Below are 24,989 nucleotides of genomic sequence, written 5' to 3' on the forward strand. Positions count from 1 at the left end.
GCACGCGCAGACGTCCGAGGAAGCCTGATGCTCTGGTACACCGGACGCCGGCTCCTCCAACTGATCCCCGTCTTCTTCGGGGCGACGTTCCTCATCTACTTCATGGTCTTCGCGCTGCCCGGTGACCCCGTGGCGGCGCTGTTCGGCGACAAGACCCCGTCGCCGGCGGTCATCGAGGCCATCCGCGCCGAGTACAACCTCGACCAACCGTTCATCGTGCAGTACCTGCTGTACATCGGCGGCCTGTTCACCGGCGACCTCGGCACGACCTTCTCCGGGCGCCCCGTGGTCGACGAGCTGATCCGCGCGTTCCCGATCACGTTCCGGCTCGCGATGCTCGCCCTGCTCTTCGAGGCCGTCGCCGGCATCGTCGTGGGCCTGATCGCCGGGCTCCGCAAGGGCAAGCTCTTCGACACGAGCGCCCTCGTCGTCAGCCTGCTGCTCATCTCGGTGCCGACGTTCGTCATCGGCTTCCTGCTGCAGTACGTCTTCGGCATCCAGCTCGGCCTGTTCCGCACGACGGTCAGCTCGCAGGCGCCCTGGGACGAACTCGTCCTGCCGGCCATCGTGCTCGCCTCGGTGTCGTTCGCGTACATCGTCCGCCTGACCCGCGCCTCCGTGTCCGAGAACTCGAGCGCGGACTTCGTGCGCACCGCGTCGGCGAAGGGCCTCACCCGTGGCCGCGTCGTCACGGTGCACATCCTGCGCAACTCGCTCGTCCCCGTGGTCACCTACCTCGGCGTCGACATCGGTTCGCTGATGGTCGGTGCCATCGTCACCGAGGGAATCTTCAACATCCAGGGCGTCGGCGGAACCGTCTACCGAGCGATCACGCTCGGCGAGGGCCCCACCGTCGTCTCGTTCGTCGCCGTGATGGTGATCATCTTCATGATCGCCAACCTCCTCGTCGACCTGCTGTACGCCCTTCTCGACCCGAGGATCCGCTATGCCAAGTAACGACTCGTCGGCGTTGTCCGCCGACCACTTCGTCGCCGATCTCGACGAGACGCCCGTCAAGGCCGTCGACGCGATCGACGAGTCCGAGAAACCCCGCAGCAGCTGGAACGACGCGTGGGACGCCATGAAGCGTCGCCCGACGTTCTGGATCGCGGCGTTCCTCATCGTCGTCGTCATCACGGTGGCGCTCTTCCCCGGGCTGTTCACCAGCGTCTCGCCGACGGCCGCCGACCTGCCCCGCAGCAACGAGGGCCCGTCGGCCGGGCACCTGCTCGGTTTCACCTTCCAGGGAACGGACGTGTTCGCCCGCATCGTCTGGGGCACCCGTGCCTCGTTGACCGTCGGACTGCTGGCGACGATCATCGTCACGATCGTCGGCATCGTCATCGGGTCGCTCGCCGGGTTCTACGGCGGATGGCTCGACGCGATCGTCTCGCGCCTGGGCGACATCTTCTTCGCGATCCCCACCGTCCTCGGTGCCATCGTGTTGATGTCCATCCTGCCGACCAGGACGCCCCTCACCGTGGCCCTCGTGCTGTCGGTGTTCGCCTGGCCCCAGATCGCGCGCGTCATGCGTGGTTCGGTCCTCAGCGCCCGGGCCGCCGACTACGTCACGGCCTCCGCGGCGCTCGGCGTGTCCCGCTTCCGCATCCTGGTCCGACACGTCGTGCCGAACGCCATCACCCCGGTCATCGTCGTGGCGACCGTCTCACTCGGCACGTTCATCGTGGCCGAGGCGACGCTGTCGTTCCTCGGCATCGGGCTGCCGCCGAGCACCATGTCCTGGGGCAACGACATCAACGCCGCACGCAACTCGCTCCGCGTCGCGCCGATGCCCCTCTTCTGGCCCGCAGCGGCGTTGTCCGTGACGGTGCTGTCGTTCCTCCTCATGGGCGACGTCGTGCGCGACGCCCTCGACCCGAAGGCGAGGGCACGTCGATGACCGACACCTCAACCCGACCCGAGACGGCGGGCACCGCGTCGTCCTCGACGCCCCTGCTCGAGATCAAGGGCCTGAAGATCGGCTTCAAGACGCAGGCCGGGTACGTCGACGCCGTGCGCGGGGTCGACCTGACGATCCGCCAGGGCGAGAGCCTCGCGATCGTGGGCGAGTCCGGCTCGGGCAAGTCGACGACCGCCACGTCGATCATCGACCTGCTGCCCGGCACGGGAGAGGTCACCGGCGGCCAGATCCTCTTCGAGGGCAAGGACCTCACGAAGGTCAGCGCGTCCGAGATGCAGGCCATCCGTGGTCGCGACATCGGCTACGTGCCGCAGGACCCCATGTCGAACCTCAACCCCGTCTGGAGCATCGGCTTCCAGGTCGAGGAGGCCATCCGGGCGAACGGCGTCGCGACCGGCAAGCAGGCCGTGCGCCAGCGAGCCATCGACGTCCTGAAGGAGGCCGGGCTCAACGACGCGGGCGACCGCCTCAAGCAGTTCCCCCACCAGTTCTCGGGCGGCATGCGCCAGCGTGTTCTGATCGGCATCGGCCTGTCGTCGCGGCCCAAGCTCCTGATCGCCGACGAGCCCACCTCGGCCCTCGACGTGACCGTCCAGCGCCGCATCCTCGACCACCTCGAGACCCTGACCCGCGACTACGGCACCTCGGTGCTCTTCATCACGCACGACCTCGGCCTCGCCGCCGAACGGGCCGAGAAGCTCGTCGTCATGTACAAGGGTCGTGTCGTCGAGTCGGGGCCGTCCAAAGAGATCCTCGCCAATCCTCAGCACCCCTACACGCAGCGACTCGTCGCCGCTGCTCCTTCGCTGGCCAGCCAGCGCATCCAGTCGAGCATCGCACCCACGCACTCCCACGGGCTCGCGATCTCCGACGAAGGCGCCGACGACGCCGAGCTCATCGCTCGCGCCCGTCAGCGCGAGGAGGCCGGCAAGAAGGACTCCGAGTACATCTCGGTGACGAACCTGTCCAAGGTCTACAAGATCCGCCAGGGCGGCTTCAAGACGACCGAACTCCGGGCCGTCGACGACGTGTCCTTCTCGATCCCGCGGGGCACGACCATGGCACTCGTGGGCGAGTCCGGCTCGGGCAAGTCGACCGTGGCCAAGCTCGTGCTCCAGCTCGAGTCGATCACCTCGGGCACCGTCGCGGTCGGCGGCCAGAGCGTCGGGGCGCTGAAGGGCCGCGAGCTCTTCGACTTCCGTCGTCGCGTCCAGCCGGTCTTCCAGGACCCCTACGGTTCGCTCGACCCGATGTACAGCGTGGGCAACACCATCGCCGAACCGCTCGTCACGCACGGCATCGGCGACCGGGCCAGCCGTCAAGCCCGCGTCCGCGAGTTGCTCGACCAGGTGTCCCTGCCCGCGTCGACGGTCAACCGGTACCCGAACGAGCTCTCCGGTGGTCAGCGCCAGCGCATCGCCGTCGCTCGGGCGCTCGCCCTCAAGCCCGACGTCATCGTCCTCGACGAGGCGGTCTCGGCACTGGACGTCCTCGTCCAGGGGCAGATCCTCGACCTGCTCACCGACCTGCAGACCGAACTCGGGCTGACCTACCTCTTCATCACGCACGACCTCGCCGTCGTCCGCCTCATCGCGGACAACGTCAGCGTCATGCAGAAGGGTCGCGTCGTCGAGGCCGGCACCACGGATGACATCTTCGCGAACCCGGCGCAGCAGTACACCCGTGAACTGCTCGAGGCGATCCCCGGCGCGAACTTCGAGTTCGGCCGGTAGTCGACCCGCGCCTCCTGGTGTCGAAGGGGCCCCTCCGCCGTGCCGAGAGCACGGCGGAGGGGCCCCTTTACCACGTGCCGTAGACTGTTCTGGCCGGGCTCCGACCCGACCACTTCCCCCTCTCTCTTCTCGTAAGGAATACATCCATGGCGACTGCCATCCGCAGCGACCTGCGCAACGTGGCGATCGTGGCCCACGTCGACCACGGCAAGACGACCCTCGTCGACGCCATGCTCAAGCAGACCAACTCGTTCGACGCGCACTTCGACACCGAAGACCGCATGATGGACGGCAACGAGCTCGAGCGCGAGAAGGGCATCACGATCCTCGCGAAGAACACCTCGGTGCTCTACAACGGTGCCCACGCGACCGACGGCCCCATCACCATCAACGTCATCGACACCCCCGGCCACGCCGACTTCGGCGGCGAGGTCGAGCGCGGCCTGTCGATGGTCGACGGCGTCGTGCTGCTCGTCGACGCGTCCGAGGGCCCTCTGCCCCAGACGCGCTTCGTGCTGCGCAAGGCCCTCGCGGCCAAGCTGCCCGTCATCCTCCTGGTCAACAAGACCGACCGCCCCGACGCGCGCATCGACGAGGTCGTCGCCGAGAGCCAGGACCTCCTCCTCGGTCTCGCCAGCGACCTGAGCGAAGAGGTCGACGACCTCGACCTCGACGCCATCCTCAACGTCCCCGTGGTCTACGCCTCGGGTCGCAACGGCGCCGCGTCGACGAACAAGCCCGACGACGGCTCGCTCCCCGACAACCCCGACCTCGAGCCCCTCTTCGAGGCGATCCTCACGCACGTGCCGGCGCCGCGCTACGACGACGAGCACCCCCTGCAGGCGCACGTCACCAACCTCGACGCCTCGCCGTTCCTCGGTCGTCTCGCGCTCCTCCGCGTCTTCCACGGCACGCTGCAGAAGGGCCAGACGGTCGCCTGGGTCAAGTCCGACGGCTCCGTCCAGAACGCACGCATCACCGAGCTGCTGATCACGAAGGCGCTCAGCCGCTACCCCGCCGAGAGCGCGGGCCCCGGCGACATCGTCGCCGTCGCCGGCTTCGACACCATCACCATCGGCGAGACGCTGTCCGACCCCGACGACGTGCGCCCGCTGCCGACCATCACGGTCGACGACCCGGCCATCTCGATGACCATCGGCACGAACACCTCGCCGATCATCGGCAAGGTCAAGGGCCACAAGCTGACCGCCCGCATGGTGAAGGACCGCCTCGACCGCGAACTGGTCGGCAACGTCTCGCTCAAGGTCCTCGACGTCGGTCGTCCCGACGCGTGGGAGGTCCAGGGTCGTGGCGAGCTCGCGCTGGCCATCCTCGTCGAGCAGATGCGCCGTGAGGGCTTCGAGCTCACCGTCGGCAAGCCGCAGGTCGTCACGCGTCGTGACGAGAACGGCAAGCTCCAGGAGCCGTTCGAGCACATGACCATCGACGTGCCCGACGAGTACCTCGGCGCCGTCACGCAGCTCATGGCCGCCCGCAAGGGCCGCATGGAGAACATGGCGAACCACGGCTCGGGCTGGGTCCGCATGGAGTTCATCGTCCCCTCGCGCGGCCTGATCGGCTTCCGCACGCAGTTCCTCACCGACACGCGCGGCACCGGCATCGCCAACGGCATCAGCCACGGCTACGGCCCCTGGGCCGGCGAGATCTCGACCCGCACCAACGGCTCGATCATCGCCGACCGCTCCGGCGTCGTCACCCCCTTCGCGATCATCAACCTGCAGGAGCGCATGTCGTTCTTCGTGCAGCCGACCGAAGAGGTCTATGAGGGCATGGTCGTGGGCGAGAACTCGCGCGCCGACGACATGGACGTCAACATCACCAAAGAGAAGAAGCTGACCAACATGCGTCAGTCGACGGCCGACAACTTCGAGTCGATGACGCCCTCGAAGGTGCTCTCGCTCGAAGAGGCCCTCGAGTTCGCCGGTGACGACGAGTGCGTCGAGGTCACCCCCGACGCCATCCGCATCCGCAAGGTCGAGCTCGACGCCAGCGCCCGCCAGCGCAGCACCGCTCGCCTGAAGAAGCAGAACGCGTAAGCAGCACCGCTCCACCGATCCACCGCACCACCCGCCGAGGAGGCGGTCCGCACCACTGCGGGCCGCCTCCTTCGTGCATCGTCGGCACGTTCCACGCCCGCCCTCAGCGACCCCGGTTAGCCTCGCGAGGTGCTGATCCAGAAAACGTCCCTCGCCCGCTCCGCCGCCACGCTCGCGCTGGCGGCCGGCCTCGTGACCGGCCTCACCGCCTGCGGCGCGGGCTCGCCCGTCGACAACATCGTGGGTGGCGCGGTCGACAGCGGCATCGAGAGCCTCAAGGGCACGGCGCAGAAGGCCGTCGAGGACGCCGCCGGGGAGGCGCTGAACGGTGCCGGCATCACGACCGACGGCACCCTGCCCCCGAGTTTCCCGACCGAGGTCCCGCTCGTCCCCGGGACGACCCGCGGTGGGGGAGCCGGTCCCGACGGCACCGGCTGGGTCGCCCAGATCGCCGTCTCGGGTGCCGACCAGTTCACCGTCGCCCAGCAGCAGCTCGAGGCCGCCGGGTTCACGGCCTCCGGGGTCGACACCGACACGGAGAGCGGCTTCGGCACGTTCACGGGTTCCGCATACCGCGTCGTGCTCACCGTCTCGACCGACAGCGAGGGCCAGGCGATCGCCACCTACGTCGTCACGTCCGTCTGAGCGACCGCGGCGCATCCCGACGGACTGTGCGGGTCCCGCGGGTCTCGGCGAGTCCCGGGGCCCGACGGTCGCGTCAGGCGAAGAGGGTCTCGCCCACCCAGCCGTCCTGGGACGCCCCCGGTGGAACGGCGAAGATGCCCGATCCGACGTGCTTCACGTACTCGTTCATCCGGTCGTTCCGCGACAGCGCCTGCTGGATGGGCACGTACTGCCGCCGCGGGTCCCGGTTGAAGGCGATGAAGAACAGCCCGGCGTTGAGGCGGCCGAGTTCGTCGTTGCCGTCGACGAAGTTGTAGCCGCGGCGCAGCAGCGTGGCCCCGTCGTTGTTCTGGGGGTGCGCCAGGGCGACGTGCGAGTCGGGTGCGATGGCCGGCCCGCCACCGGTCGGGGCGGACGCGGCGAAGTCGGGGGCCGTGAACTCGGTGCCGCCCGAGAGCGGAGCCCCCTCGCCCTTGTCCCGACCCACGACCGTCTGCTGCTCGGCCAGCGAGGCGTGGTCCCACGTCTCGATCGTCATGCGGATCTTGCGCGCGACGAGGTACGAGCCGCCGCTCATCCACCCGGCGCCGTCGGACGCGGTCGCCCAGACGCCGTCGTCCACCGCGGTGACGTCCTCGGCCTTGACGTTGGCCGTGCCGTCCTTGAAGCCGAAGAGGTTGCGGGGCGTCGTCTGGCCACGGGTCGTCGACGAGGTCCGACCGAATCCCAGCTGCGACCACCGCAAGGAGGCGCGGCCGAAGGCGATCCGCGAGAGGTTGCGGATCGCGTGCACCGCGACCTGCGGGTCGTCGCTGCAGGCCTGTACGCACAGGTCGCCGCCGCTCGCGGCCGCCACGAGCTGGTCGCCCGAGAAGTGGGGCAGGTCGACGAGGGCCGGAGGCCGCTTCGAGGCGAGCCCGAAACGGTCGGTGCCGTCGCTCGTGGTGAACAGCGACGGACCGAACCCGATCGTCACGGTCAGCCCGGCCGCGGGCAGACCCGTGGCCTCGCCCGTGTCGTCCGGCGGCGCCAGGGGGCTGCCGCCCGTGGCGCCCGTCGGGCTGACGTCGAGGCCGGCCGTCAGCCTCGACGCGGCGTAGCTCCAGTCCTTCAGCAGCTCGACGAGTTCGGCGCGGGAGACCCCGTCCGCGACGTCGAACGAGGCGAAGTGCAGGCGGTCCTGCGCGGCGGTGACGATGCCCGACTGGTGCCGACCGAAGAACGGGTACGACGCCGAGGCCCCGGAGGACCCGTCGGCGTGGGCCTGCACGGCTCGGTCCGTGCCGATTCCGACCCCGAGGCCGAGGACGCCGGCTCCGACGCCCGTCCCGACGAGTCCCAGCAGACCGCGGCGCGAGAGGCCGCCTCCCTCCGTCACCGTCAGGCGACCAGCGCGGAGGTGAGCTCGCTGAGCGGCTCGCTGAGGGCGTTGACGGCATCCGACAGCTTCTTCTTGTCGGCGTCGGTCAGGTCGGTGTACGACGGGTACCCCGTGTCGAGGCTGCCGTACCCCGCGAGCAGCGTCTCGACCTTCGTCAGCCGGTCGTCGATGGAGGTCGCCAGCTCGGGGTCCTTCTGGTCGACGATGTCGCGCACGCCGTCGAACGCCACCCGGGCGCCCTCGAGGTTGCCCTGGAAGTCGTAGAGGTCGGTGTGCGACCAGATCTCTTCCTCGCCGGTGATCTTGCCGGTGGCCACCTCGTCCATCAGGCCGACCGCGCCGTTGGCGATCGCGTCGATCCCGACCGTGAAGTCGTCCGCGGTGACCTCGTCGTAGAGGTCCTTCGTGTCGCTCGTCAGCAGGCCGGCGTAGTGGGCACGTTCGTCGGCCGTCAGGGGGACGTACGCCGCGCCTCCGTTCTCGGACGCCGCGGGCTGCCAGAGGTCCTTCTCGATGCGGTGCCATCCGGTCCACTCGGTGCCGGCTTCGACGTCGGCCTCGCGGAAGTCGATCTTCGGGTCGAGGTCGCCGAACGACTCGGCCACCGGCTCGATGCGCTCGTAGTGCGCCCGCGCCGACGGGTAGAGCGACCGGGCCTTCTCGTCGTCGCCGGCGGTGTACGCGGCGAGGAACTCGTCGGTCGCCGTGACGAGCTGCCCGGTCTGGTCCTTCACGTAGCCCACGTAGGCCGTCGCCGCGGCGTCGATCTGCTGCTTCTCGCTGCCCGTCGCCTCGACGGCCGCGCCCGAGTCGGTCACCGTGAAGGAGGCGCGGACGCCTTCTCCGACGAGTCCCGGGACGCAGGCGGTGTAGTAGTCGCCGGCCGGCACCGAGACCGTCATCGAGCCCGTCGTGCCGGGGCCGATGTTCTCCTTCTCGCTGATGATGCGGAGACCGTCGTCGGCGAGCAGCTCGAACTCGCTGTTGTCGCTGCCGGTGTTCGTCATGGTGAACGTGACGGGGCCGCTCGGGACCGAGGTGGTCGAGAGCGAACACGTGTCGTCGGAGCCGTCGACGGTCACGGCGGTGGCCGCGGAGGAGCCGGCGGGAGCGTTCGCGACGCAGCCGGTCAGGGCCAGCGCGAGGGCGGCGACGCCCGAGGCGACGGCGAGGGGGCGGAGGGGGCTGGCGATCATCGTGATGCTCCTGCGGTGCGGGGTGACGGGGTGGTCGAGGGGGCGGACGTGCCGAGGGTCGCGGACGAGCCGGACGGGGTCGTGGTACCGGGTCGACGTCGGCGGGTCGCCCGCACGAAGAGGGGGACGACGACGGCGAGGTAGGCGAGCCAGACGACGACCTGCAGCCAGCTCGGCGTCGGGGTGAAGTTGACGAGCCCCTGGAGCAGGGTGCCGTACCAGCTGGTCGGCGGAACGGCAGCGCTCACGTCGAAGGCCAGGGAGGAGCGGCCCGGCAGCACGGACGCCTCCTGGAGGTCGCCCACCCCGTAGGCGAGGACGCCCGCCGCGACGACGACGAGGAAGTAGCCGGTCACCCGGAAGAACCGGGCGACGTCGAGGCGGACCACGCCACGGTAGATCGCCACCTGGACGGCGACCGCCGTGACGATGCCGAGGAGCGCGCCCACCAGCGGCGTCGCGCCGCCACCGGTCGACTGCACGGTGGCCCAGACGAAGAGAGCGGTCTCGATGCCCTCGCGACCGACCGAGAGGAAGGCCAGTGCGACGACCGCCCAGGCGCCGCCGCCGAGGGCCCGCTCGAGGCCCGACTCGAGTTCGCCGCGCAGGCCGCGCGCGGTGCGGGCCATCCAGAAGACCATCCAGGTCACGAAGCCCACGGCCACGATCGAGAGACCGCCACCGATGATCTCCTGGGCCTGGAAGGTCAGCCCGTAGGTGCCGAAGGTGAGCACGGCGCCGAGGCCGAGCGAGAGGACGACCGCGGCGCCCACGCCCAGCCAGAGGCGGGGGAGGACGTCGCGTCGGCCGACCTTGACCACGTAGGCGATGAGGATTCCGACCACGAGAGCGGCCTCGAGGCCCTCTCGGAGTCCGATGAGGTAGTTGGCGAGCACGGGGACGGCTTTCTCGGGGGAGTGGAGCTCGTCGTCGAGCAGGATGAGGATCAGGGACGCGGTCGACCGGTCGGACCGCAAAGGGACCGAACGGGCTGGTATGGTTAGGCTAACCTCACTTAGGGCACCCTGAGCCAGACCGACAGTAGTGCGGCGCGGCATATCCTGTCCAGTGATGAACTCCTCCGCCTCGCCGACGCCCGCGTCGCCCTCGACCGCCGGCGACCCTCGGCTCGAGCGCGTGCTCTTCGTCCACGCCCACCCCGACGACGAGACCATCACCACGGGTGGCACCATCGCCGCGATGGTCGAGGCCGGTGCCGCGGTCACCGTCGTGACCTGCACCCGGGGCGAACTGGGCGAGGTGATACCCGACGACCTCGCCGCCCTCCGGGCCGACCAGGCCGCCCTCGCCGTCCACCGCGAGGGCGAGATCGCCGCCGCCATGCGAGACCTCGGCGTCGACGACCACCGGTTCCTCGGTTCGGCCGGTGCCCGCACGCCGGGGCTCCCCGAACGGGTCTATCGCGACAGCGGCATGGTCTGGCGGTCGGACGGCGTGGCCGGGCCGACGCCCGACCTGCACCCCGCCGCATTCTGCGCCGCCGAGTTCGGCGAGGTCGTGAGCGACCTGTCGGCCGTCGTCCAGTCCGTGCGCCCGACCGCGATCATCAGCTACGACGAGGACGGCGGGTACCACCACCCCGACCACGTCCGGGCCAACCGGGTCGCCGTACGTGCCGCCCGCCTCGTCGGCGTGCCGTTCTTCGCGATCGTGGCCGGTGCCGAGTCGGCCGTGGGGGCGGAGGCCGAGGCCCTCGCCACCGACGACACCGTGCTGACGACCGACACGCGTCACGTGGCTCCTCGCAAGCTCGCCGCACTCCGCGACCACCGCAGTCAGGTCGAGGTCGTCGACCTCCCGGGTGGCCGGGCCGGCATCCGGTTCCCCCACGGCGCCGTCGAGCCCGTGACGGTCCGCGAGTCGTTCCGCTTCGTGCCCGAGCCGACGGTGGACGAGGGCGATTCCGAGATGGCCCGGATGACGACGGGCGGACGCGTCGTCGCGCTCGTCCTGGCGCTCGCCGCCGGGGCCGTGTTCGGCACCATCGGCACCGTCATGCACCAGTCGACGATCACCGTCGCCGGCTCGCCGTTCTGGTCCGGGCTCGTGCTCTCGTTGCTCATGAGCCTCACGCTCCTCGCCGGTCTCCGCTCGGTCTTCGGCTCGCGGGCGATGGCCGGGGCCGCCGCCGTCGGTCTCATCGGGGCGCTCGTCGTCCTGTGGCAGGCGAGTCCCGGGGGGTCGATCCTCGTGCCCGACAACACGCCCGCCCTGGTCTGGCTCGGCGGAGTGTTCCTGATCTGCCTCGTGGTGCTCGGGTGGCCGCGATTGCGGGGCCCGGCCGCCGGGGGAGCGACGCCGCCCCGCGACGCGGCCCGCGCCTCCTCGGTCGAGGCACAGCCGGCAGACGATAAGCTGGACGCCCTGCCCGACGCGAAGGGAACCCCCCAGACGTGACGTACGTGATCGCACTTCCCTGTGTCGATGTCAAAGACCGCGCCTGCATCGACGAGTGCCCCGTCGACTGCATCTACGAGGGCGAACGCTCGCTCTACATCCACCCCGACGAATGCGTCGACTGCGGTGCGTGCGAGCCCGTCTGCCCGGTCGAGGCCATCTACTACGAAGACGACCTGCCCGACAAGTGGGCCGAGTACTACAAGGCCAACGTCGAGTTCTTCGACGAGATCGGCTCGCCCGGTGGCGCGGCCAAGGTCGGCGTCATCGCCAAGGACCACCCCGTGATCTCGGCGCTGCCCCCTCAGGGCGCCGGCGCCTAGGACGGCCCCCGTGGCGCTCGACCTGCCCGAGTTCCCCTGGGACGCCCTGGTGCCGTACGCGGCCACCGCCCGGCGCCACCCCGGAGGCATCGTCGACCTCAGCGTCGGTTCGCCCGTCGATCCGACGCCCGAGGTCGTCCGTGAGGCCCTCGCGGTCGCGACCGACGCCCACTCGTACCCGCAGGTCGCCGGCACCCCGGCCCTGCGGTCGGCCATCTCGGAGTGGTACGCGCGCCGCCGAGGGGTGACCGGACTCGGCGACGCGAACGTCCTGCCGACCATCGGCTCGAAAGAACTCATCGCTGGCATGGCTCTCTGGCTGGGCATCGGTCCGGGCGACACGGTGGTCTACCCGACGAACGCCTACCCGACCTACGCGCTAGGCGCCGCCCTCGTCGGAGCGACGGCCCTCGCCTCCGACGACCCGGCCGAGTGGCCCGTCTCGACGAAGCTGGTCTGGTTGAACAGCCCGGGCAACCCCGACGGGGCCGTGCTGGGCTTCGAGGCTCTCCGCGCCGCCGTTGCCCGTGCGCGTGAACTCGGTGCCGTGATCGCCGGCGACGAGTGCTATGCCGAACTCGGGTGGACGGGCGAGTGGGCCGACCGCCCCACGCCCTGCATCCTCGACCCACGCGTGGTCGGCGACGACCTCCGCGGCGTCGTCTCGGTCTACTCGCTCAGCAAGCAGTCGAACCTCGCCGGGTACCGCGCGGGCTTCGTCGCGGGCTGCGACCACGTGCTCGGGCAGCTCCTCGCCGTGCGCAAGCACGCGGGCCTCATGCCGCCGGCCCCGGTGCAGCAGGCCATGGTCGTCGCCTTGGCCGACGAGGCCCACGTGGTCGAGCAGAAGGCGCGGTACGCGGTCCGCCGAGCGCGCCTCCTGCCCGCTCTCGAGGCCGCGGGGTTCCGCATCGACCGCAGCGAGGCCGGCCTCTACCTCTGGGCCACGCGGGACGAGGACGCCTGGGCCTCGGTGTCCTGGCTCGCCGAGCGTGGCGTGCTCGTCGCCCCGGGGTCGTTCTACGGGCCCGCCGGTGATCGCCACGTCCGCGTGGCACTCACGACGACCGACGAGCGCATCGACGCCGCCGTGGGGCGACTCGGCGGCTGACCGCTAGGCTGACCGGGTGACTGACACTGCCAACGACGCCCAGAAGGCCACGCTGCAGTTCCCGGGGGGAACAGCCGAGTTCCCGATCGTCGCGAGCACCGAGGGTGCCTCGGCGATCGACATCTCGACGTTCACCAAGCAGACCGGTTACACGACCCTCGACACGGGTTTCGTGAACACCTCCAACGCCCGAAGCACGATCACCTACATCGACGGTGATCAGGGCATCCTGCGCTACCGGGGCTATCCGATCGAACAAGTCGCCGAGAACTCGACCTACCTCGAGACGGCCTGGCTGTTGATCTACGGCGAACTGCCCACCCCCGACCAGCTCGCCGACTTCGACGCGCGCATCCGGCGGCACACGCTGCTGCACGAAGACCTGCGCCGCTTCTTCGACGCCCTGCCGCACAACGCCCACCCGATGTCGGTGCTGTCGAGCGCCGTCGGCGCACTGTCGACGTTCTACGAAGACAGCATGAGCGTGCACGATCCCGAGCAGGTCGAGCTCCAGACCGTCCGACTGCTGGCGAAGCTGCCGGTCATCGCGGCGTACGCACACAAGAAGAGCCTCGGCCAGGCGTTCCTCTACCCCGACAACTCGCTCAGCTTCGTCGACAACTTCCTCAAGCTGAACTTCGGCACGATGGCCGAGCCGTACGAGGTGAACCCCGTCCTGTCGAAGGCGCTCGAACGCCTGCTCATCCTGCACGAGGACCACGAACAGAACGCGTCGACCTCGACCGTGCGTCTCGTCGGCTCGACGCAGGCCAACATGTTCTCGTCGATCTCGGCGGGCATCAGCGCTCTCTACGGGCCGCTGCACGGCGGGGCCAACGAGGCCGTCCTCAAGATGCTCGCCGAGATCCGCGACAGCGGGCAGGGTGTCGAGCGCTTCGTCGAGCGGGTCAAGAACAAAGAGGCCGGCGTCAAGCTGATGGGCTTCGGCCACCGGGTCTACAAGAACTACGACCCGCGCGCCAAGCTCGTCAAGGAGAGCGCCACCGAGGTGCTCGAGTCGCTCGGCGTGAAGGACGACCTGCTCGACATCGCGATGGAGCTCGAGGGCATCGCCCTGGCCGACGACTACTTCGTCGAGCGCAAGCTCTACCCGAACGTCGACTTCTACACGGGCGTCATCTACAAGGCGATGGGGTTCCCGCCCCGCATGTTCACGGTGCTCTTCGCCATCGGTCGCCTCCCCGGCTGGATCGCCCACTGGCGCGAGATGAACACCGACCCGACGACCAAGATCGGCCGCCCCCAGCAGTTGTACCTGGGCGCGACCGAACGCGATTGGCCGCAGCGCTAGTCCGCCGGAACGATCGGCACGACGCGAGGGGGTGGGCACGACGCCGGGTTCAGACCTGGATTCGTGCCCACCCCTTTCGGTCGTGGTGCTTATCGAAGACCTACGCGTGGAGCTGCGAGTTCAGCGTGATGCCGTGGCCCTTGCGGGGCAGCACTTCGACGGCGCCGGTCAGCGAGTTGCGGCGGAAGAGCAAGCCCGGCTGGCCCGAGAGCTCGACGGCCTTGACCGTCTGCGGCGAACCGTCGTTGGTCGGGGTGCCGCCCACGACGACGACCTTGGTGCCCGCCGTCACGTAGAGGCCGGCCTCGACGACGGTGTCGTCGCCGATCGCGATGCCGATGCCGGCGTTGGCGCCGAGCAGGGCGCGGGCGCCGATCGTCACCCGCTGGGTGCCGCCGCCCGACAGCGTGCCCATGATCGAGGCTCCGCCGCCGATGTCGGACCCGTCACCCACGACGACGCCCTGGGAGATGCGGCCCTCGACCATCGACGACCCGAGCGTGCCCGCGTTGAAGTTCACGAACCCCTCGTGCATGACCGTGGTGCCGGGGGCCAGGTGGGCACCGAGCCTCACCCGCGACGCGTCGGCGATGCGGACGCGGTCGGGCGAGACGTAGTCGAGCATGCGGGGGAACTTGTCGATGCCGGTCGCGACGATGCCGGCACGCTGCAGCGTCGGACGGAGCCGTGCGAAGTCGTCGGGGTGGACCGGCCCCGCGTTCGTCCAGGTGACGATGGGCAGGTGCGCGAACACGCCGTCGAGGTTGACCGTGTTGGGCTCGACGAGGAGGTGGCTCAGCAGGTGCAGTCGCAGGTACGCATCGGGCGTGGACGCAGGAGGCGCGCTCAGGTCGATCTCGACGGTCACCGGGACGAGGTCGACCGCGCGGCGCTCGTCGGGACCGGCCGCGTCGGCCAGCTCGGCCGGGACGATCTCGGGGTCGCGGTCGGCCGGGAGGGTGCCGAGCCGGGGGGAGGGGAACCAGGTGTCGAGCGTGGTGCCGTCGTGCGAGACGGTCGCGAGGCCGTACCCGTAGGCGTGGGTCGGGGCGGTGGCGGTGGCGTCGGAAGTCATGGACCCGAGCGTATCGGCAGCCGCCGACGGACCGCTTCGGAGGTGACCCGTGCCCTGGCCCCGTAAACTCGCCCGCATGGCACCGATCGACCTCTCCGTCTCGCCCGTCGACGTCACCAGGCAGCTCTGCGACATCCGGTCGGAGTCGGGCGACGAACGCCTCGTCGCCGACGAGATCTGGGCCACGCTCGACGGTTGCGACCACCTCGAGTTGTTCCGCGACGGCGACGCGATCGTCGCCCGGACCCGGCTCGGCCGGGCCTCGCGGGTCGTCATCGCCGGTCACATCGACACGGTGCCGATCAACGACAACGTGCCCACGCGCTACGAGACCGAGGACGGGGTCGACTACCTCTGGGGTCGCGGCACCGTCGACATGAAGGCCGGCTGTGCCGTCCACCTCAGGCTCGCGGTCGAGTTGACCGAGCCCGGCGTCGACGTCACCTGGGTCTGGTACGACCACGAAGAGGTCTCCGACGCCCTGAACGGCCTGGGCCGCCTCGCGCGCGTCCGACCCGACCTGTTGGCCGGCGACTTCGCCGTCCTGGGAGAACCGAGCAACAGCGGGGTCGAAGGGGGCTGCAACGGCAACCTGCGCGCCGAGATCCGCACCTTCGGCGCCCGCTCGCACAGCGCCCGCTCGTGGGTCGGCGACAACGCCATCCACAAGGCCGCACCGATCCTCGACGTGCTGGCGTCCTACGAGGCGCGAGAGGTCGAGGTCGACGGGCTCGTCTACCGCGAGGGCCTCAACGCCGTGGGGATCACGGGCGGCGTGGCCGGCAACGTCATCCCCGACGAGTGCATGGTCCACGTCAACTACCGGTTCGCCCCGAGCCGCAGCGGCGACGAGGCCGTCGCCCACGTCCGCGAGCTCTTCGAGGGCTTCGACGTCACGATCGTCGACCTCGCCCCCGGGGCCCGGCCCGGTCTGGACGCCCCGCTGGCACAGCAGTTCCTGCGTGCCGTGGGCGGCGAGGCCAAGCCCAAGTACGGGTGGACGGACGTCGCGCGGTTCTCCGCGCTCGGCGTCCCCGCGGTCAACTACGGTCCCGGTGACCCGATGCTGGCCCACCACGACGACGAGCGGGTGCCCGTGCAGCAGATCCTCGACAACGAGCGCGGACTGCGGGCGTGGCTGACGGCCTGACCGTCGACGACGCGAGTCGCGCCTCCTCGTCCCCGTCGACGCGGCACGATCCCCGACGACCGACCTCGGCGTCGAGGCCCCTCTTGCTGCGCTACCGGCTCACGCCGTGGTGGGCCCGGGTGCTCGTGGTGTTCGTCCTGTCGCGCGCCGTCAGCACGATCGCGCTGCTCACCTTCGCCGGTGCCCAGCAGGCCAACGCGTGGACCCTCGCGAGCCCGGACTACGGCAGCTTCGCCACGATCTGGGACGGTCACTGGTACAACATCATCGCCGTGGTGGGGTACCCGCGCGACCTCCCCATCACCGGCGACGGCCACGTCGGAGAGAACGCCTGGGCGTTCATGCCCGCCTACCCGTTCGTCGTCCGTGGGCTGATGGGCCTGACGGGCCTGTCGTTCGCGGCGCTGGCCGTCGTCGTGTCGGTCGCCTGTGCCGCGGGGACGGCCCTGTTGTTCTACCGCCTCATGCGGCACGCGCTGCCCGAGTCGACCTCGTTGTTCGCGGTCGTCCTGTTCTGCGTGGCGCCCCTGTCGCCGCTGCTGCAGGTGGCCTACGCCGAGTCGATGTTCCTGCTGCTGCTCTGCGCGAGCCTGCTCATGCTGGTGCGGCGGCAGTACCTGGCGATGCTGCCGGTCGTGCTGATCATGTCCTTCACGCGGCCCGGAGCCCTTCCGCTCGCCCTGGCGATCGGTCTCCACGGGGTGCTGCGCTGGTGGCGCCGGCACGACGATCCCTTCCCGGTGCGCGAGCGCGTCCGGGTGGCGGTGTCGACGGCGGCCACGGGCGTGTTCGGCGTCGCCTGGCTCGTCGTCGCCGGCGCGGTCACGGGGGTGCCGGGGGCGTACACCGAGACCGAACTCGCCTGGCGGGCGCCCTACATCGGCTACGGACCGCTCGTGCCGTTCACCCCGTGGGTCGACGGGGCGAACTGGTGGTTTCCGGGTGGTTCCGGCATCGCCCTCCTCGTGGTCACGCTCGTGGCGTTCGGAGCCCTGCTGCTGTCGCCGTGGGCACGCCGGACGAGCACCGACCTGAGGCTGTGGGGCGTCGCCTACGGGCTCTACCTGCTGGCGGTGTTCTTCCCGCAGTCCAGCACCTTCCGGCTCCTGATGCCGCTCTTCCCCCTGCTGGGCGTCCTCGCGGTGCCGCGCTCGAAGGTCTACCGGGCGCTGCTCGTCGCCGTGTTCGTGGCGGCACAGTGGGTGTGGCTCTACTACTGCTGGTGGGTGAACGGGTACGACTGGACGCCGCCGTGATCGGCCGGGGAACGGCGTCGTTTAGGTCGGGGGCCCGAAATCACGGATAATGGGACCAGCAACTTGCGAAAGGGGACTATCTGATGGCAGCCATGAAGCCGAGGACCGGCGACGGGCCTATGGAAGCCGTTAAGGAGGGCCGTCTCATCATCGTGCGTGTTCCGCTCGAGGGTGGGGGACGCCTCGTGGTGTCGGTCAACGACGACGAAGCCAAAGAGTTGCACGACGCCCTCGCCGGCGTCGTCAGCGCCTAGTCGGCCGCCTCCTTAATAACCCCGGACGCCCCGCCCGCCGCACCTGCGGCGCGCGGGGCGTCCGTGCGCGTGCCCGCCTCCGTGCGCGTGCCCGCCTCCGTGCGCGGGCTACCGCGCCGGTTGCCTGCTGCACGGGCAGGGAGCCCGGCGGGGGAGCGTCACCGCTTGATCAGCGAGAGCAGCCCGTCGCCCGCCGTCGAGAGCGAGCTGATCACGGCCGGTGAGGTGGACACCTCGGTCAGCAAGGTGCGGAAGCCCGTGGTCGTGCTGTCGCGGACGGCGGGATTGGCCACCCGTCCGTGCCAGAGTGCGTGCGCGACGAGGACGAGTCCGCCCGGGCGGGCGAGGCGCAGGCCGTGCTCGACGTACTCGATGACCGAGCCGGGGTCGGCGTCGACGAAGACGATGTCGTACGAGTTCTCGTTCATCCGGGGCAACACGTCGGCGGCGCGGCCGGCGATCATGCGGAAGCGGCTGGCAGGGACCCCCGCCTGCAGGTAGGCGTCCCGGGCGGCCTGCTGGTGCTCGATCTCGCGGTCGATGGTCGTCAGGACGGCCGCGGGGGCGCCCGAGAGCAACCAGAGACCGCTGACGCCCAGGCCCGTCCCGACCTCGATGATCGACGAGGCGTTCGAGGCGGCGGCGACGACCGCGAGCTGGGCGCCGACCGCCGGCGAGACGGCCTCGACCCCGACCTCCAGCGAATGCTGTCGAGCCTCGGCGATCGCGTCGCTCTCGGTGACGAGTTCTTCCGCGAACTTCCAACTTGACTCTATCTGCGACACACCCACTCCTCGAAAGGCCAACTCTAGGGGGTTCCCCGAGTCGTCACCGGTTAGTCTGCTTGCGTGTCCATGTTCGGTCTGACGTTCGACAAGCTGCTCATCATCGGTGTGCTCGCGGTCTTCCTGCTCGGTCCCGAACGACTGCCCGGCTACGCGGCGAAGCTCGCCCAGCTCGTGCGGACGGTGCGTGACATGGCCAACGGTGCGAAGACGCGCATGCGCGACGAGATGGGCCCCGAGTTCGACGACGTCGAGTGGCAGAAGCTCGACCCCCGTCAGTACGACCCGCGGCGCATCATCCGCGACGCGTTGCTCGACGGCACGGATGCCGCCCCCAAGCCCTCGGCGCCGAGCATGGCGACGGCCGGTGCCGCCGCCGCGGCTGTGTCCGCAGGGTTGCCGGGGGGTCGTTCCCCCGCACAGGTGGTGCCGCTCGCGACGGGCGAGGTGCCGCCGTACGACTCCGAGGCGACCTGACCCGCCTGCGGCACCGCGCCTCCTGACCTCGTCGCCCGCCTCGTGGTCTGCCGTCCCGTGGCTCCTCGCCCCCAGCCCCTCACTCGGTCGCCACGCGGCCCGCGGGCGGCGTGGTGGTCAGACGCCTCCGTGCAGTGCCGCCACGCGTGAGGCCTCGGCCCTGAGCGCGTCGACGACCCGTCGCACCGAGGGACGCTCGGCCCGGTCGCGCCGCATCACGGCGGACACCCAGCGCACGGCCCGGATGCTCTCGAGCGGCACGAGCACCATGTCGTCCCGGGCGTCCTTGGCGGTGAAGCGCGGCAGCACGGCGATGCCGAGGCCGGCCCCGACGAGCGACTCGGTCACCTTGGTGTCGCTGAAGCGCTGGGCGACGCGGACGGGGCTGCCGGTCACGCGCTCGATCTCGCGGTAGACCCACTCGAACGGGAAGTCGTGCGGGACGCCGATCCAGTTCTCGCCCTCGAGGTCGCCGGGTGCGAGCGAGGCGCGACCGGCGAGACGGTGGTCGGCGGGCAGGGCGATGTCGAGGGGCTCGGTCAACAGGGGGACGGTGACGAGTCCGCGACCGGGCCACGGCTTGTCGTCGGACGAGTGCGCGACGACGACGTCGTGGTCGGCGGCCAGTTCGGGGAACTCGCGGATCGACGGGTCGTGGTCGCTCGCGACGACCACCAGGCCGGGGGTCTCGGCCACCGTGCGCAGCAGCCCCGGCAGCAGCATCTGTCCGCCCGTGGGGAAGGTGGCCAGCGTGACCTCGCCCTGGGGGGTGGCGACGAAGTCGTCCCAGACCGCCTGGGCTCGTTCCAGTGCCACGGCGACGTCGGTGGCCGTCTGGGCCAGCACGCGCCCGGAGCCGGTGAGCACGATGCCGCGTCCCACCCGCTCGGTCAACGCCACGCCGGCCTCGCGCTCGAGAACCTTGAGCTGCTGCGAGACGGCACTCGGGGTGCGGTGGGTGGCCCGGGCGACGGCGGCCACGCTGCCTCGTTCGGCGAGTTCGCGGAGCAGTTCGAGACGCTTGACATCCATGTAGCAAATCTACGCTGTTTCGGTAGAAACGTGAGATTGATCTACCGCTTCTCCGGGCGCATCATTGAGGAGTCCCCGGAGCGCGTCGTAGCGCTCCCGAGCTCCGGTCGACCTGGTCCCGGGCTCGGTGGCGAATCCATCCCACCACGCAGAATCGCGCGTCGAACCGCGCCAGAAAAGAGTCCCCCATGCTCACCGGAATCATCGTCCTCGCCATCGCCGCAGTCGTCGGAATCGCCGGCTCGCTCGTCTCGGTCGCCCGAGACGGTTTCCGCGCCATCCCGACCAAGACCTACAACCGCTGGTCCTAGTCCGCTTCGCGGTGGTCGGCGCGTCTCCCTCCTGAGCGTGCCGTCACCGCGTGTGCCGCCTCCGTGCTGGGGTGCGGCACGAGCACGTCGCCGCCCCTCGGGCGAGACGCTGTGACGAAAGGGCACCTCGCCACGCGAGGTGCCCTTTCTGCACGTCCGGGGTGCTCGACCCCGGTCAGGTGACGCTGAGTCCGAGCTTCCGGCCGGCCAACCCCCGGGCCCGCACCGCCAGTCGGCCCGCCAGCTCGTCGATGGCCGTGGCCGCAGGATCGTCGGGAGCGGCGAGCACGACCGGTACGCCGTCGTCGCCCCCCTGGCGCAGGCCCAGACTGAGCGGCACGCTGGCGAGCAACGGCACCTCGGCCTCTTGACCGGACGACAACCGGCGGGCGGTCTCGACGCCACCACCGGAGCCGAAGAGCTCGAGGACGCTGCCGTCGGCCTGGGGCAGACCCGCCATGTTCTCGACGACCCCGAGCAACCGCTGACCCGTCTGGCGTGCCACGAGCCCGCTGCGCTCCGCGACGTCGGCGGCGGCCGGTTGAGGCGTCGTGACGACCAGCACCTCGGCGTGCGGCAGCAACTGCCCCACCGAGATGGCGACGTCGCCCGTCCCGGGCGGCAGGTCGAGCAACAACACGTCGAGGTCGCCGAAGTACACGTCGGTCAGGAACTGCTGGATCGTCCGGTGCAGCATCGGCCCGCGCCAGGCGACGGCGGTCGAGGCGTCGTCGACGAACATGCCGATCGAGATGACCTTCACGCCGTGGGCGACGGGCGGCAGGATCATGTCGTCGACGCGGGTGGGCTTCACCGAGGCGCCGTCGGGGCCGACGAGGCCGAGGAGTCCGGGGATGCTGAAGCCGTACACGTCGGCGTCGACGATGCCGACGGCGAGGCCCCGGGCCGCGAGGGCGACCGCGAGGTTGGCGGTCACGGTGGACTTCCCCACCCCGCCCTTGCCGCTCGTGACGGCGTACACGCGGGTCAGCGTGTCGGGGCCGAACTGCATGCCGCGCGCCGCCCGGCCCGCCCGCAGCTTCTCGGTGAGGGCGTGTCGTTCGTCCTTGGTCATGACGGTCACGTCGACGGTGACGTCGGTGACGCCGGTCACCGAGCCCGTGGCCATGCGGACGTCGCGTTCGATCGTGTCGGCTGCCGGGCACCCCACGATCGTGAGCTTGACGGCCACCGTCGCCGCACCTCCTGCGTCGACGACGACGTCACCGATCATGTCGAGTTCGGTGACGGGCTTGCGGATCTCGGGGTCGAGCACCCGCGCGAGCGCGCGACGGACGTCGTCCGGCGTCGCGGGGCGGGTGGCGGCCACCGGCTCAGCCACGGTGGTGGCCGTCGCGCCGGGCGTCGCGTCGTGACGACGAGGAGGTGCGGGTCGGCTCGACCGCGGGGCTCTCGTCATCGTCGCGCCGGTCGAGCTCGTCGAGCAGCGAACGGAGCTCGGCCCGGATGAAGTCCTTGCTGGCCATGTCGCGGATCGCGATCCGGAGCGCGACGACCTCGCGGGCCAGGTACTCGGTGTCGGCCAGGTTGCGTTCGGCGCGCTGACGGTCCTGTTCGAACTGCACGCGGTCGCGGTCGTCCTGCCGGTTCTGCGCGAGCAGGATGAGGGGAGCGGCGTACGACGCCTGCAGCGACAGGATCAGCGTCAGGGCCGTGAAGCCGATGGCGGCGCTGTCGAAGCGGATGTCGATCGGGGCGACCGTGTTGTAGATCATCCAGACGACGCAGAACAGGGTGAGGGCGATCAGGAAGTAGGGCGTGCCCATGCCCCGGGCGATGGACTCGGTCGCCCGACCGAAGCGGTCGCTGCTGACCCGCTTGCGCCCGGGCAGCACGCGGGGGCGCAGACCCTTGGGGGCGTCGAGGCGGACGTCGTTGCGGTTATCGCGGGCCATCGTCGCTCCTCGTGCTCTGGCCGATCGCGGGGCGACGGGCGCGGCCGCGCGGTCGGCTCGGGGTCAGCGGTTGGTCGGGGTCCTGACTGCGCCAGTCGTCGGGCAGGACGTGGTCGAGGACGTCGTCGATGGTGACGACGCCGACGAGGCGGTGCGCCGAGTCGACGACGGGGACCGAGACGAGGTTGTAGGTCGCCATGACCCGCGTGACCTCGAGGGCCGTGGCGTCGACGCGGACCGGTTCGGTGGTCTGGTCGAGGATCGTCCCCAGGCGCTCGTTCGGCGGGTAACGGAGCATCCGCTGGAAGTGCACCATGCCGAGGAACCGGCCGGTGGGCGGTTCGTAGGGTGGCAGGACGACGCAGACCGCCGCGCCGAGCGCCGGGGCCAGTTCGTGACGACGGATCAGGGCGAGGCCCTCGGCGACCGTGGCGTCGGCCGAGACGATGACGGGCTCGGTCGTCATCAGTCCGCCGGCGGTGTCGGAGTCGTAGCTGAGCAGCATGCGCACGTCGTCGGCCTCGTCGGGCTCCATCAGCGTGAGCAGCTGCTCGGTGCGTTCGTCGGGCAGCTGGGCGATGAGGTCGGCCGCGTCGTCGGGCTGCATCTGGTCGAGGACGCTCGCCGCACGGTGGTCGTCGAGGCCCGTGAAGATCTCGACCTGCTCGGCCTCGGGCAGCTCTTCGAGCACGTCAGCGAGGCGGTCGTCGGACAGTTCGCCGGCGACCTCGAGCCGCCGCTCGGGCGTGAGGTCGAGCAGGGTGTTCGCGAGGTCCGCGGGCACGAGGTCGGAGTACGCGGCGATCAGGTGCTCGGCGCTCTGCGCCTCGCCCGGTCCGGCCTCCTCGACGACGTCGTCCCACGCCGCGAACGCCGTCGGCGCCTTGACGAACGGCGACGGCGACGTCTTGGGCTTGCGCAGGAAGAGCTGGCCGACCTCCCAGTCGCCCTCGCTCACCTCGTCGATCGCCACGTCCTCGATGGTGGCGTGGCCGCCACCGTGCCGGAACGACACGCGACGACCGAGCAGGTCGGCGATGACCCGTGTCTCGCCGCCACGCTGCTCGAAGCGGCGGAGCGTGATGACGCCGTTCGTGATGATCTGGCCCGAGCCGATGCTCGTGACGCGTCCGATCCCCACGAAGACCCGGCGCTTGCCGGGGACCTCGACGACGAGGCCCACCACGCGCGGCGCCCCGGTGCGGCGGTAGACCACCAGCACGTCGCGCACCTTGCCGACCTTGTCGCCCGCGGGGTCGAAGACGGAGCAACCGGCCAGCCGGGCGACGAAGACTCTGGTTGCACTCACGCGTCCAATTTAGTCGCTCGCGGGGTCGCCGCCGACGGGTGCCCGGCAGGGGCACCGTGTTTAATGCAGGGATGACGAACCCGGGCCCCGTGGGCCGCCGCCCGCCGATGGTGCCCACCCTGCCGCGGGGCGACGTCCTCGGCACCTACGACACGTATCCCGAGGCGCAGCGCGTGGTCGACCGGCTGTCACAGGCCGAGTTCCCGATCAAGCGGCTGGCGATCATCGGCAACGACCTCAAGACCGTCGAACGGGTCACCGGTCGCCTGAGCTACGGGCGCGCCGCGCTGGCCGGGGCCGTGACCGGACTCTGGCTCGGCGTCTTCTTCGGGCTCGTCATGCTCGTCTTCGCGACCGAGACCGCCACCGCGGCCACCGTCGGGGCGGCCGCCCTGCTCGGAGCCGGTTTCGGCATGCTCTACGGCATCGTCAGCTTCGCGATCACCCGCCGCCGCCGTGACTTCACCTCGACGCACCAGGTGCTCGCGTCGAACTACCAGATCGTGGTCGACCCCGAGGTCTCCGGGCGGGCGCACGAGATCCTCGCGCGTCCCGAGACCCCGCGCCGCTGACGTACCCTGGTGTCGACATGGCACCCCGCGACCCCTCCACGACGGCCACCCGGGCCGAGCGCTTCGCGCGTGGTTGGCTGACCGCCGGTGCCTCGACCCTGGTCGCGGCCTTCTCCCACGTGGCCGGCGGTGGCATGGAGCCCGGCCTGCTCGGCGTCGTCCTCGCCCTGGCCGTGGCCGTACCCGTCTCGATCGCCCTGGCGGGCGTGCACCTCTCGACCGTGCGGCTCGCCGTCGCGGTCGCGCTCAGCCAGGTCGCGTTCCACCTGCTGTTCTCCCTCGGAGCCTCGGACGGCGGGGGCACCTCGGCGACGGGCGGGCACCACTCCGCACTCGTGATCTCGACGATCGCCGACGGCGCCGCGTCCGGTGGTGGCGTCGGCCAGGCCATGGTCATGGGGGGCCCCGCCATGTGGCTGGCCCACGCGCTCGCGGCCGTGGTCACGATCGCCGCCCTGCGGCGTGGTGAGGGCGCCGCGTGGGCCCTCGTCCGACTGGCCGTCCGCGGTCTGGCCGTCGCGCGCCTCCTGACCGCCGGGCACCGGCCCGAGGCGCCCGTCGTCCGGCGCCCGCCGACTCCGGTCGGCGTCCGTCCGCGCCCGCCCGGCCGACGACACCTCACGGCCCGACCCCGTCGCGGTCCGCCCTGCCCTGCCTGACCCCGCACACCCTCGACCTCCGTCGTCGGTAACCCCGTCGGACGCGCCCGTCGCGCCGTCGGGCCCCATCGTCATGCACCGCAGACCGATCGCGCTCGCGATCGAGAGGACAAGATC

The 24,989-nt window shown here is 70.7% G+C and carries 25 protein-coding genes; 16 read left to right on the top strand and 9 right to left on the bottom strand.

Translation table 11 applies throughout. The annotated features are described in order from the left end of the window. Positions 1 to 27 precede the first annotated feature (27 nt). The 5 genes from ACIOSR_RS07550 to ACIOSR_RS07570 all read left to right on the top strand — a co-directional run bounded on the left by ACIOSR_RS07550 (position 28) and on the right by ACIOSR_RS07570 (position 6,356). A complete protein-coding gene (locus ACIOSR_RS07550; protein ID WP_043595472.1) occupies positions 28 to 957 on the top strand; it encodes an ABC transporter permease in 930 nt (309 codons plus the stop codon). After that, positions 947 to 1,900, top strand: coding sequence for an ABC transporter permease (locus ACIOSR_RS07555; RefSeq protein ID WP_159827126.1), 954 nt, complete (start codon positions 947 to 949; stop codon positions 1,898 to 1,900). The genes ACIOSR_RS07550 and ACIOSR_RS07555 overlap by 11 nt, the downstream gene beginning before the upstream one ends. Then, positions 1,897 to 3,654, top strand: a complete 1,758-nt coding sequence (locus tag ACIOSR_RS07560) for an ABC transporter ATP-binding protein (RefSeq protein WP_123571558.1) — start codon at positions 1,897 to 1,899, stop codon at positions 3,652 to 3,654. The genes ACIOSR_RS07555 and ACIOSR_RS07560 overlap by 4 nt, the downstream gene beginning before the upstream one ends. A gap of 146 nt (positions 3,655 to 3,800) precedes the next feature. Then, positions 3,801 to 5,711 (top strand): translational GTPase TypA, encoded by a 1,911-nt coding sequence (typA, locus tag ACIOSR_RS07565; RefSeq protein ID WP_043595466.1) that lies wholly within the window; start codon positions 3,801 to 3,803, stop codon positions 5,709 to 5,711. Positions 5,712 to 5,840: 129 nt separating this feature from the next. Then, positions 5,841 to 6,356, top strand: a complete 516-nt coding sequence (locus tag ACIOSR_RS07570) for a hypothetical protein (protein WP_402752272.1) — start codon at positions 5,841 to 5,843, stop codon at positions 6,354 to 6,356. Positions 6,357 to 6,429: 73 nt separating this feature from the next. Here ACIOSR_RS07570 and efeB read toward each other — a convergent pair whose 3' ends face one another. The 3 genes from efeB to efeU are packed head-to-tail and all read right to left on the bottom strand — an operon-like array spanning position 6,430 to position 9,808. After that, complete coding sequence (efeB, locus tag ACIOSR_RS07575; protein ID WP_402752487.1) at positions 6,430 to 7,719, bottom strand: iron uptake transporter deferrochelatase/peroxidase subunit; 1,290 nt, start codon at positions 7,717 to 7,719, stop codon at positions 6,430 to 6,432. After that, positions 7,716 to 8,912, bottom strand: a complete 1,197-nt coding sequence (gene efeO, locus ACIOSR_RS07580) for an iron uptake system protein EfeO (protein WP_056048703.1) — start codon at positions 8,910 to 8,912, stop codon at positions 7,716 to 7,718. The genes efeB and efeO overlap by 4 nt, the downstream gene beginning before the upstream one ends. Further along, complete coding sequence (efeU, locus tag ACIOSR_RS07585) at positions 8,909 to 9,808, bottom strand: iron uptake transporter permease EfeU (protein WP_192122742.1); 900 nt, start codon at positions 9,806 to 9,808, stop codon at positions 8,909 to 8,911. Before efeU ends, efeO begins: the two co-directional genes overlap by 4 nt. 175 nt (positions 9,809 to 9,983) lie before the next feature. Here efeU and ACIOSR_RS07590 point away from each other — a divergent pair, with 175 nt between their 5' ends. From ACIOSR_RS07590 to ACIOSR_RS07605, 4 genes are read left to right on the top strand one after another with little or no spacing between them, the layout of a single operon-like run. Continuing rightward, the gene (locus ACIOSR_RS07590; protein WP_402752273.1) at positions 9,984 to 11,330 is read left to right on the top strand and encodes a PIG-L family deacetylase; all 1,347 of its coding nucleotides are present in this window, start codon (positions 9,984 to 9,986) and stop codon (positions 11,328 to 11,330) included. Then, positions 11,327 to 11,653, top strand: a complete 327-nt coding sequence (fdxA, locus tag ACIOSR_RS07595; protein ID WP_043595461.1) for a ferredoxin — start codon at positions 11,327 to 11,329, stop codon at positions 11,651 to 11,653. Before ACIOSR_RS07590 ends, fdxA begins: the two co-directional genes overlap by 4 nt. Before the next feature lie 10 nt (positions 11,654 to 11,663). Further along, positions 11,664 to 12,764 (top strand): succinyldiaminopimelate transaminase, encoded by a 1,101-nt coding sequence (gene dapC, locus ACIOSR_RS07600; RefSeq protein ID WP_402752274.1) that lies wholly within the window; start codon positions 11,664 to 11,666, stop codon positions 12,762 to 12,764. A 16-nt stretch (positions 12,765 to 12,780) separates the two neighbouring features. Then, positions 12,781 to 14,076: a citrate synthase gene (locus ACIOSR_RS07605; protein ID WP_082460573.1), complete on the top strand. Its 1,296-nt coding sequence runs from the start codon at positions 12,781 to 12,783 to the stop codon at positions 14,074 to 14,076. 100 nt (positions 14,077 to 14,176) lie between these two features. Here the strand turns inward: ACIOSR_RS07605 and dapD are convergent, their stop codons facing one another. Further along, positions 14,177 to 15,151 (bottom strand): 2,3,4,5-tetrahydropyridine-2,6-dicarboxylate N-succinyltransferase, encoded by a 975-nt coding sequence (gene dapD, locus ACIOSR_RS07610; protein ID WP_159827114.1) that lies wholly within the window; start codon positions 15,149 to 15,151, stop codon positions 14,177 to 14,179. Positions 15,152 to 15,227: 76 nt separating this feature from the next. Between dapD and dapE the strand changes: the two genes are divergently transcribed. From dapE to ACIOSR_RS07625, 3 genes are all read left to right on the top strand, one after another. Next, the gene (gene dapE, locus ACIOSR_RS07615; RefSeq protein ID WP_402752275.1) at positions 15,228 to 16,301 is read left to right on the top strand and encodes a succinyl-diaminopimelate desuccinylase; all 1,074 of its coding nucleotides are present in this window, start codon (positions 15,228 to 15,230) and stop codon (positions 16,299 to 16,301) included. Beyond that, positions 16,286 to 17,557, top strand: coding sequence for a hypothetical protein (locus ACIOSR_RS07620; RefSeq protein ID WP_402752276.1), 1,272 nt, complete (start codon positions 16,286 to 16,288; stop codon positions 17,555 to 17,557). Before dapE ends, ACIOSR_RS07620 begins: the two co-directional genes overlap by 16 nt. 83 nt (positions 17,558 to 17,640) lie before the next feature. Next, a complete protein-coding gene (locus tag ACIOSR_RS07625) occupies positions 17,641 to 17,811 on the top strand; it encodes a DUF3117 domain-containing protein (protein WP_071256769.1) in 171 nt (56 codons plus the stop codon). A 158-nt stretch (positions 17,812 to 17,969) separates the two neighbouring features. Here the strand turns inward: ACIOSR_RS07625 and ACIOSR_RS07630 are convergent, their stop codons facing one another. Then, on the bottom strand, positions 17,970 to 18,596 hold the full coding sequence (locus tag ACIOSR_RS07630; RefSeq protein WP_402752277.1) for an O-methyltransferase: 627 nt from the start codon (positions 18,594 to 18,596) through the stop codon (positions 17,970 to 17,972). A 69-nt stretch (positions 18,597 to 18,665) separates the two neighbouring features. Between ACIOSR_RS07630 and ACIOSR_RS07635 the strand changes: the two genes are divergently transcribed. Beyond that, positions 18,666 to 19,073 (top strand): Sec-independent protein translocase TatB, encoded by a 408-nt coding sequence (locus ACIOSR_RS07635; RefSeq protein WP_402752488.1) that lies wholly within the window; start codon positions 18,666 to 18,668, stop codon positions 19,071 to 19,073. A gap of 117 nt (positions 19,074 to 19,190) precedes the next feature. Here the strand turns inward: ACIOSR_RS07635 and ACIOSR_RS07640 are convergent, their stop codons facing one another. Beyond that, a complete protein-coding gene (locus ACIOSR_RS07640; protein ID WP_056048675.1) occupies positions 19,191 to 20,105 on the bottom strand; it encodes a LysR family transcriptional regulator in 915 nt (304 codons plus the stop codon). A 188-nt stretch (positions 20,106 to 20,293) separates the two neighbouring features. Here ACIOSR_RS07640 and ACIOSR_RS07645 point away from each other — a divergent pair, with 188 nt between their 5' ends. Then, positions 20,294 to 20,416 (top strand): hypothetical protein, encoded by a 123-nt coding sequence (locus ACIOSR_RS07645; RefSeq protein ID WP_255350805.1) that lies wholly within the window; start codon positions 20,294 to 20,296, stop codon positions 20,414 to 20,416. A 175-nt stretch (positions 20,417 to 20,591) separates the two neighbouring features. Here the strand turns inward: ACIOSR_RS07645 and ACIOSR_RS07650 are convergent, their stop codons facing one another. Genes ACIOSR_RS07650 through ACIOSR_RS07660 form a run of 3 tightly spaced genes read right to left on the bottom strand, consistent with a single transcriptional unit; the run spans position 20,592 to position 23,641 of the window. Beyond that, on the bottom strand, positions 20,592 to 21,758 hold the full coding sequence (locus ACIOSR_RS07650; RefSeq protein WP_402752278.1) for an Mrp/NBP35 family ATP-binding protein: 1,167 nt from the start codon (positions 21,756 to 21,758) through the stop codon (positions 20,592 to 20,594). Next, positions 21,751 to 22,332 (bottom strand): DUF1003 domain-containing protein, encoded by a 582-nt coding sequence (locus tag ACIOSR_RS07655; protein ID WP_056048668.1) that lies wholly within the window; start codon positions 22,330 to 22,332, stop codon positions 21,751 to 21,753. Before ACIOSR_RS07655 ends, ACIOSR_RS07650 begins: the two co-directional genes overlap by 8 nt. Then, positions 22,319 to 23,641: a magnesium transporter MgtE N-terminal domain-containing protein gene (locus ACIOSR_RS07660; RefSeq protein ID WP_056048665.1), complete on the bottom strand. Its 1,323-nt coding sequence runs from the start codon at positions 23,639 to 23,641 to the stop codon at positions 22,319 to 22,321. The genes ACIOSR_RS07655 and ACIOSR_RS07660 overlap by 14 nt, the downstream gene beginning before the upstream one ends. Positions 23,642 to 23,712: 71 nt before the next feature. On the opposite strand from ACIOSR_RS07660, the gene ACIOSR_RS07665 reads away from it, so the two are divergent. Together ACIOSR_RS07665 and ACIOSR_RS07670 are read left to right on the top strand one after the other, a co-directional pair. Beyond that, positions 23,713 to 24,213 (top strand): general stress protein, encoded by a 501-nt coding sequence (locus ACIOSR_RS07665; RefSeq protein WP_056048662.1) that lies wholly within the window; start codon positions 23,713 to 23,715, stop codon positions 24,211 to 24,213. 17 nt (positions 24,214 to 24,230) lie between these two features. After that, complete coding sequence (locus tag ACIOSR_RS07670; RefSeq protein WP_402752279.1) at positions 24,231 to 24,872, top strand: hypothetical protein; 642 nt, start codon at positions 24,231 to 24,233, stop codon at positions 24,870 to 24,872. Positions 24,873 to 24,989 lie beyond the last annotated feature (117 nt).

The organism is Frigoribacterium sp. NPDC087798 (genome assembly GCF_044742985.1).
GTDB lineage: Bacteria > Actinomycetota > Actinomycetes > Actinomycetales > Microbacteriaceae > Frigoribacterium.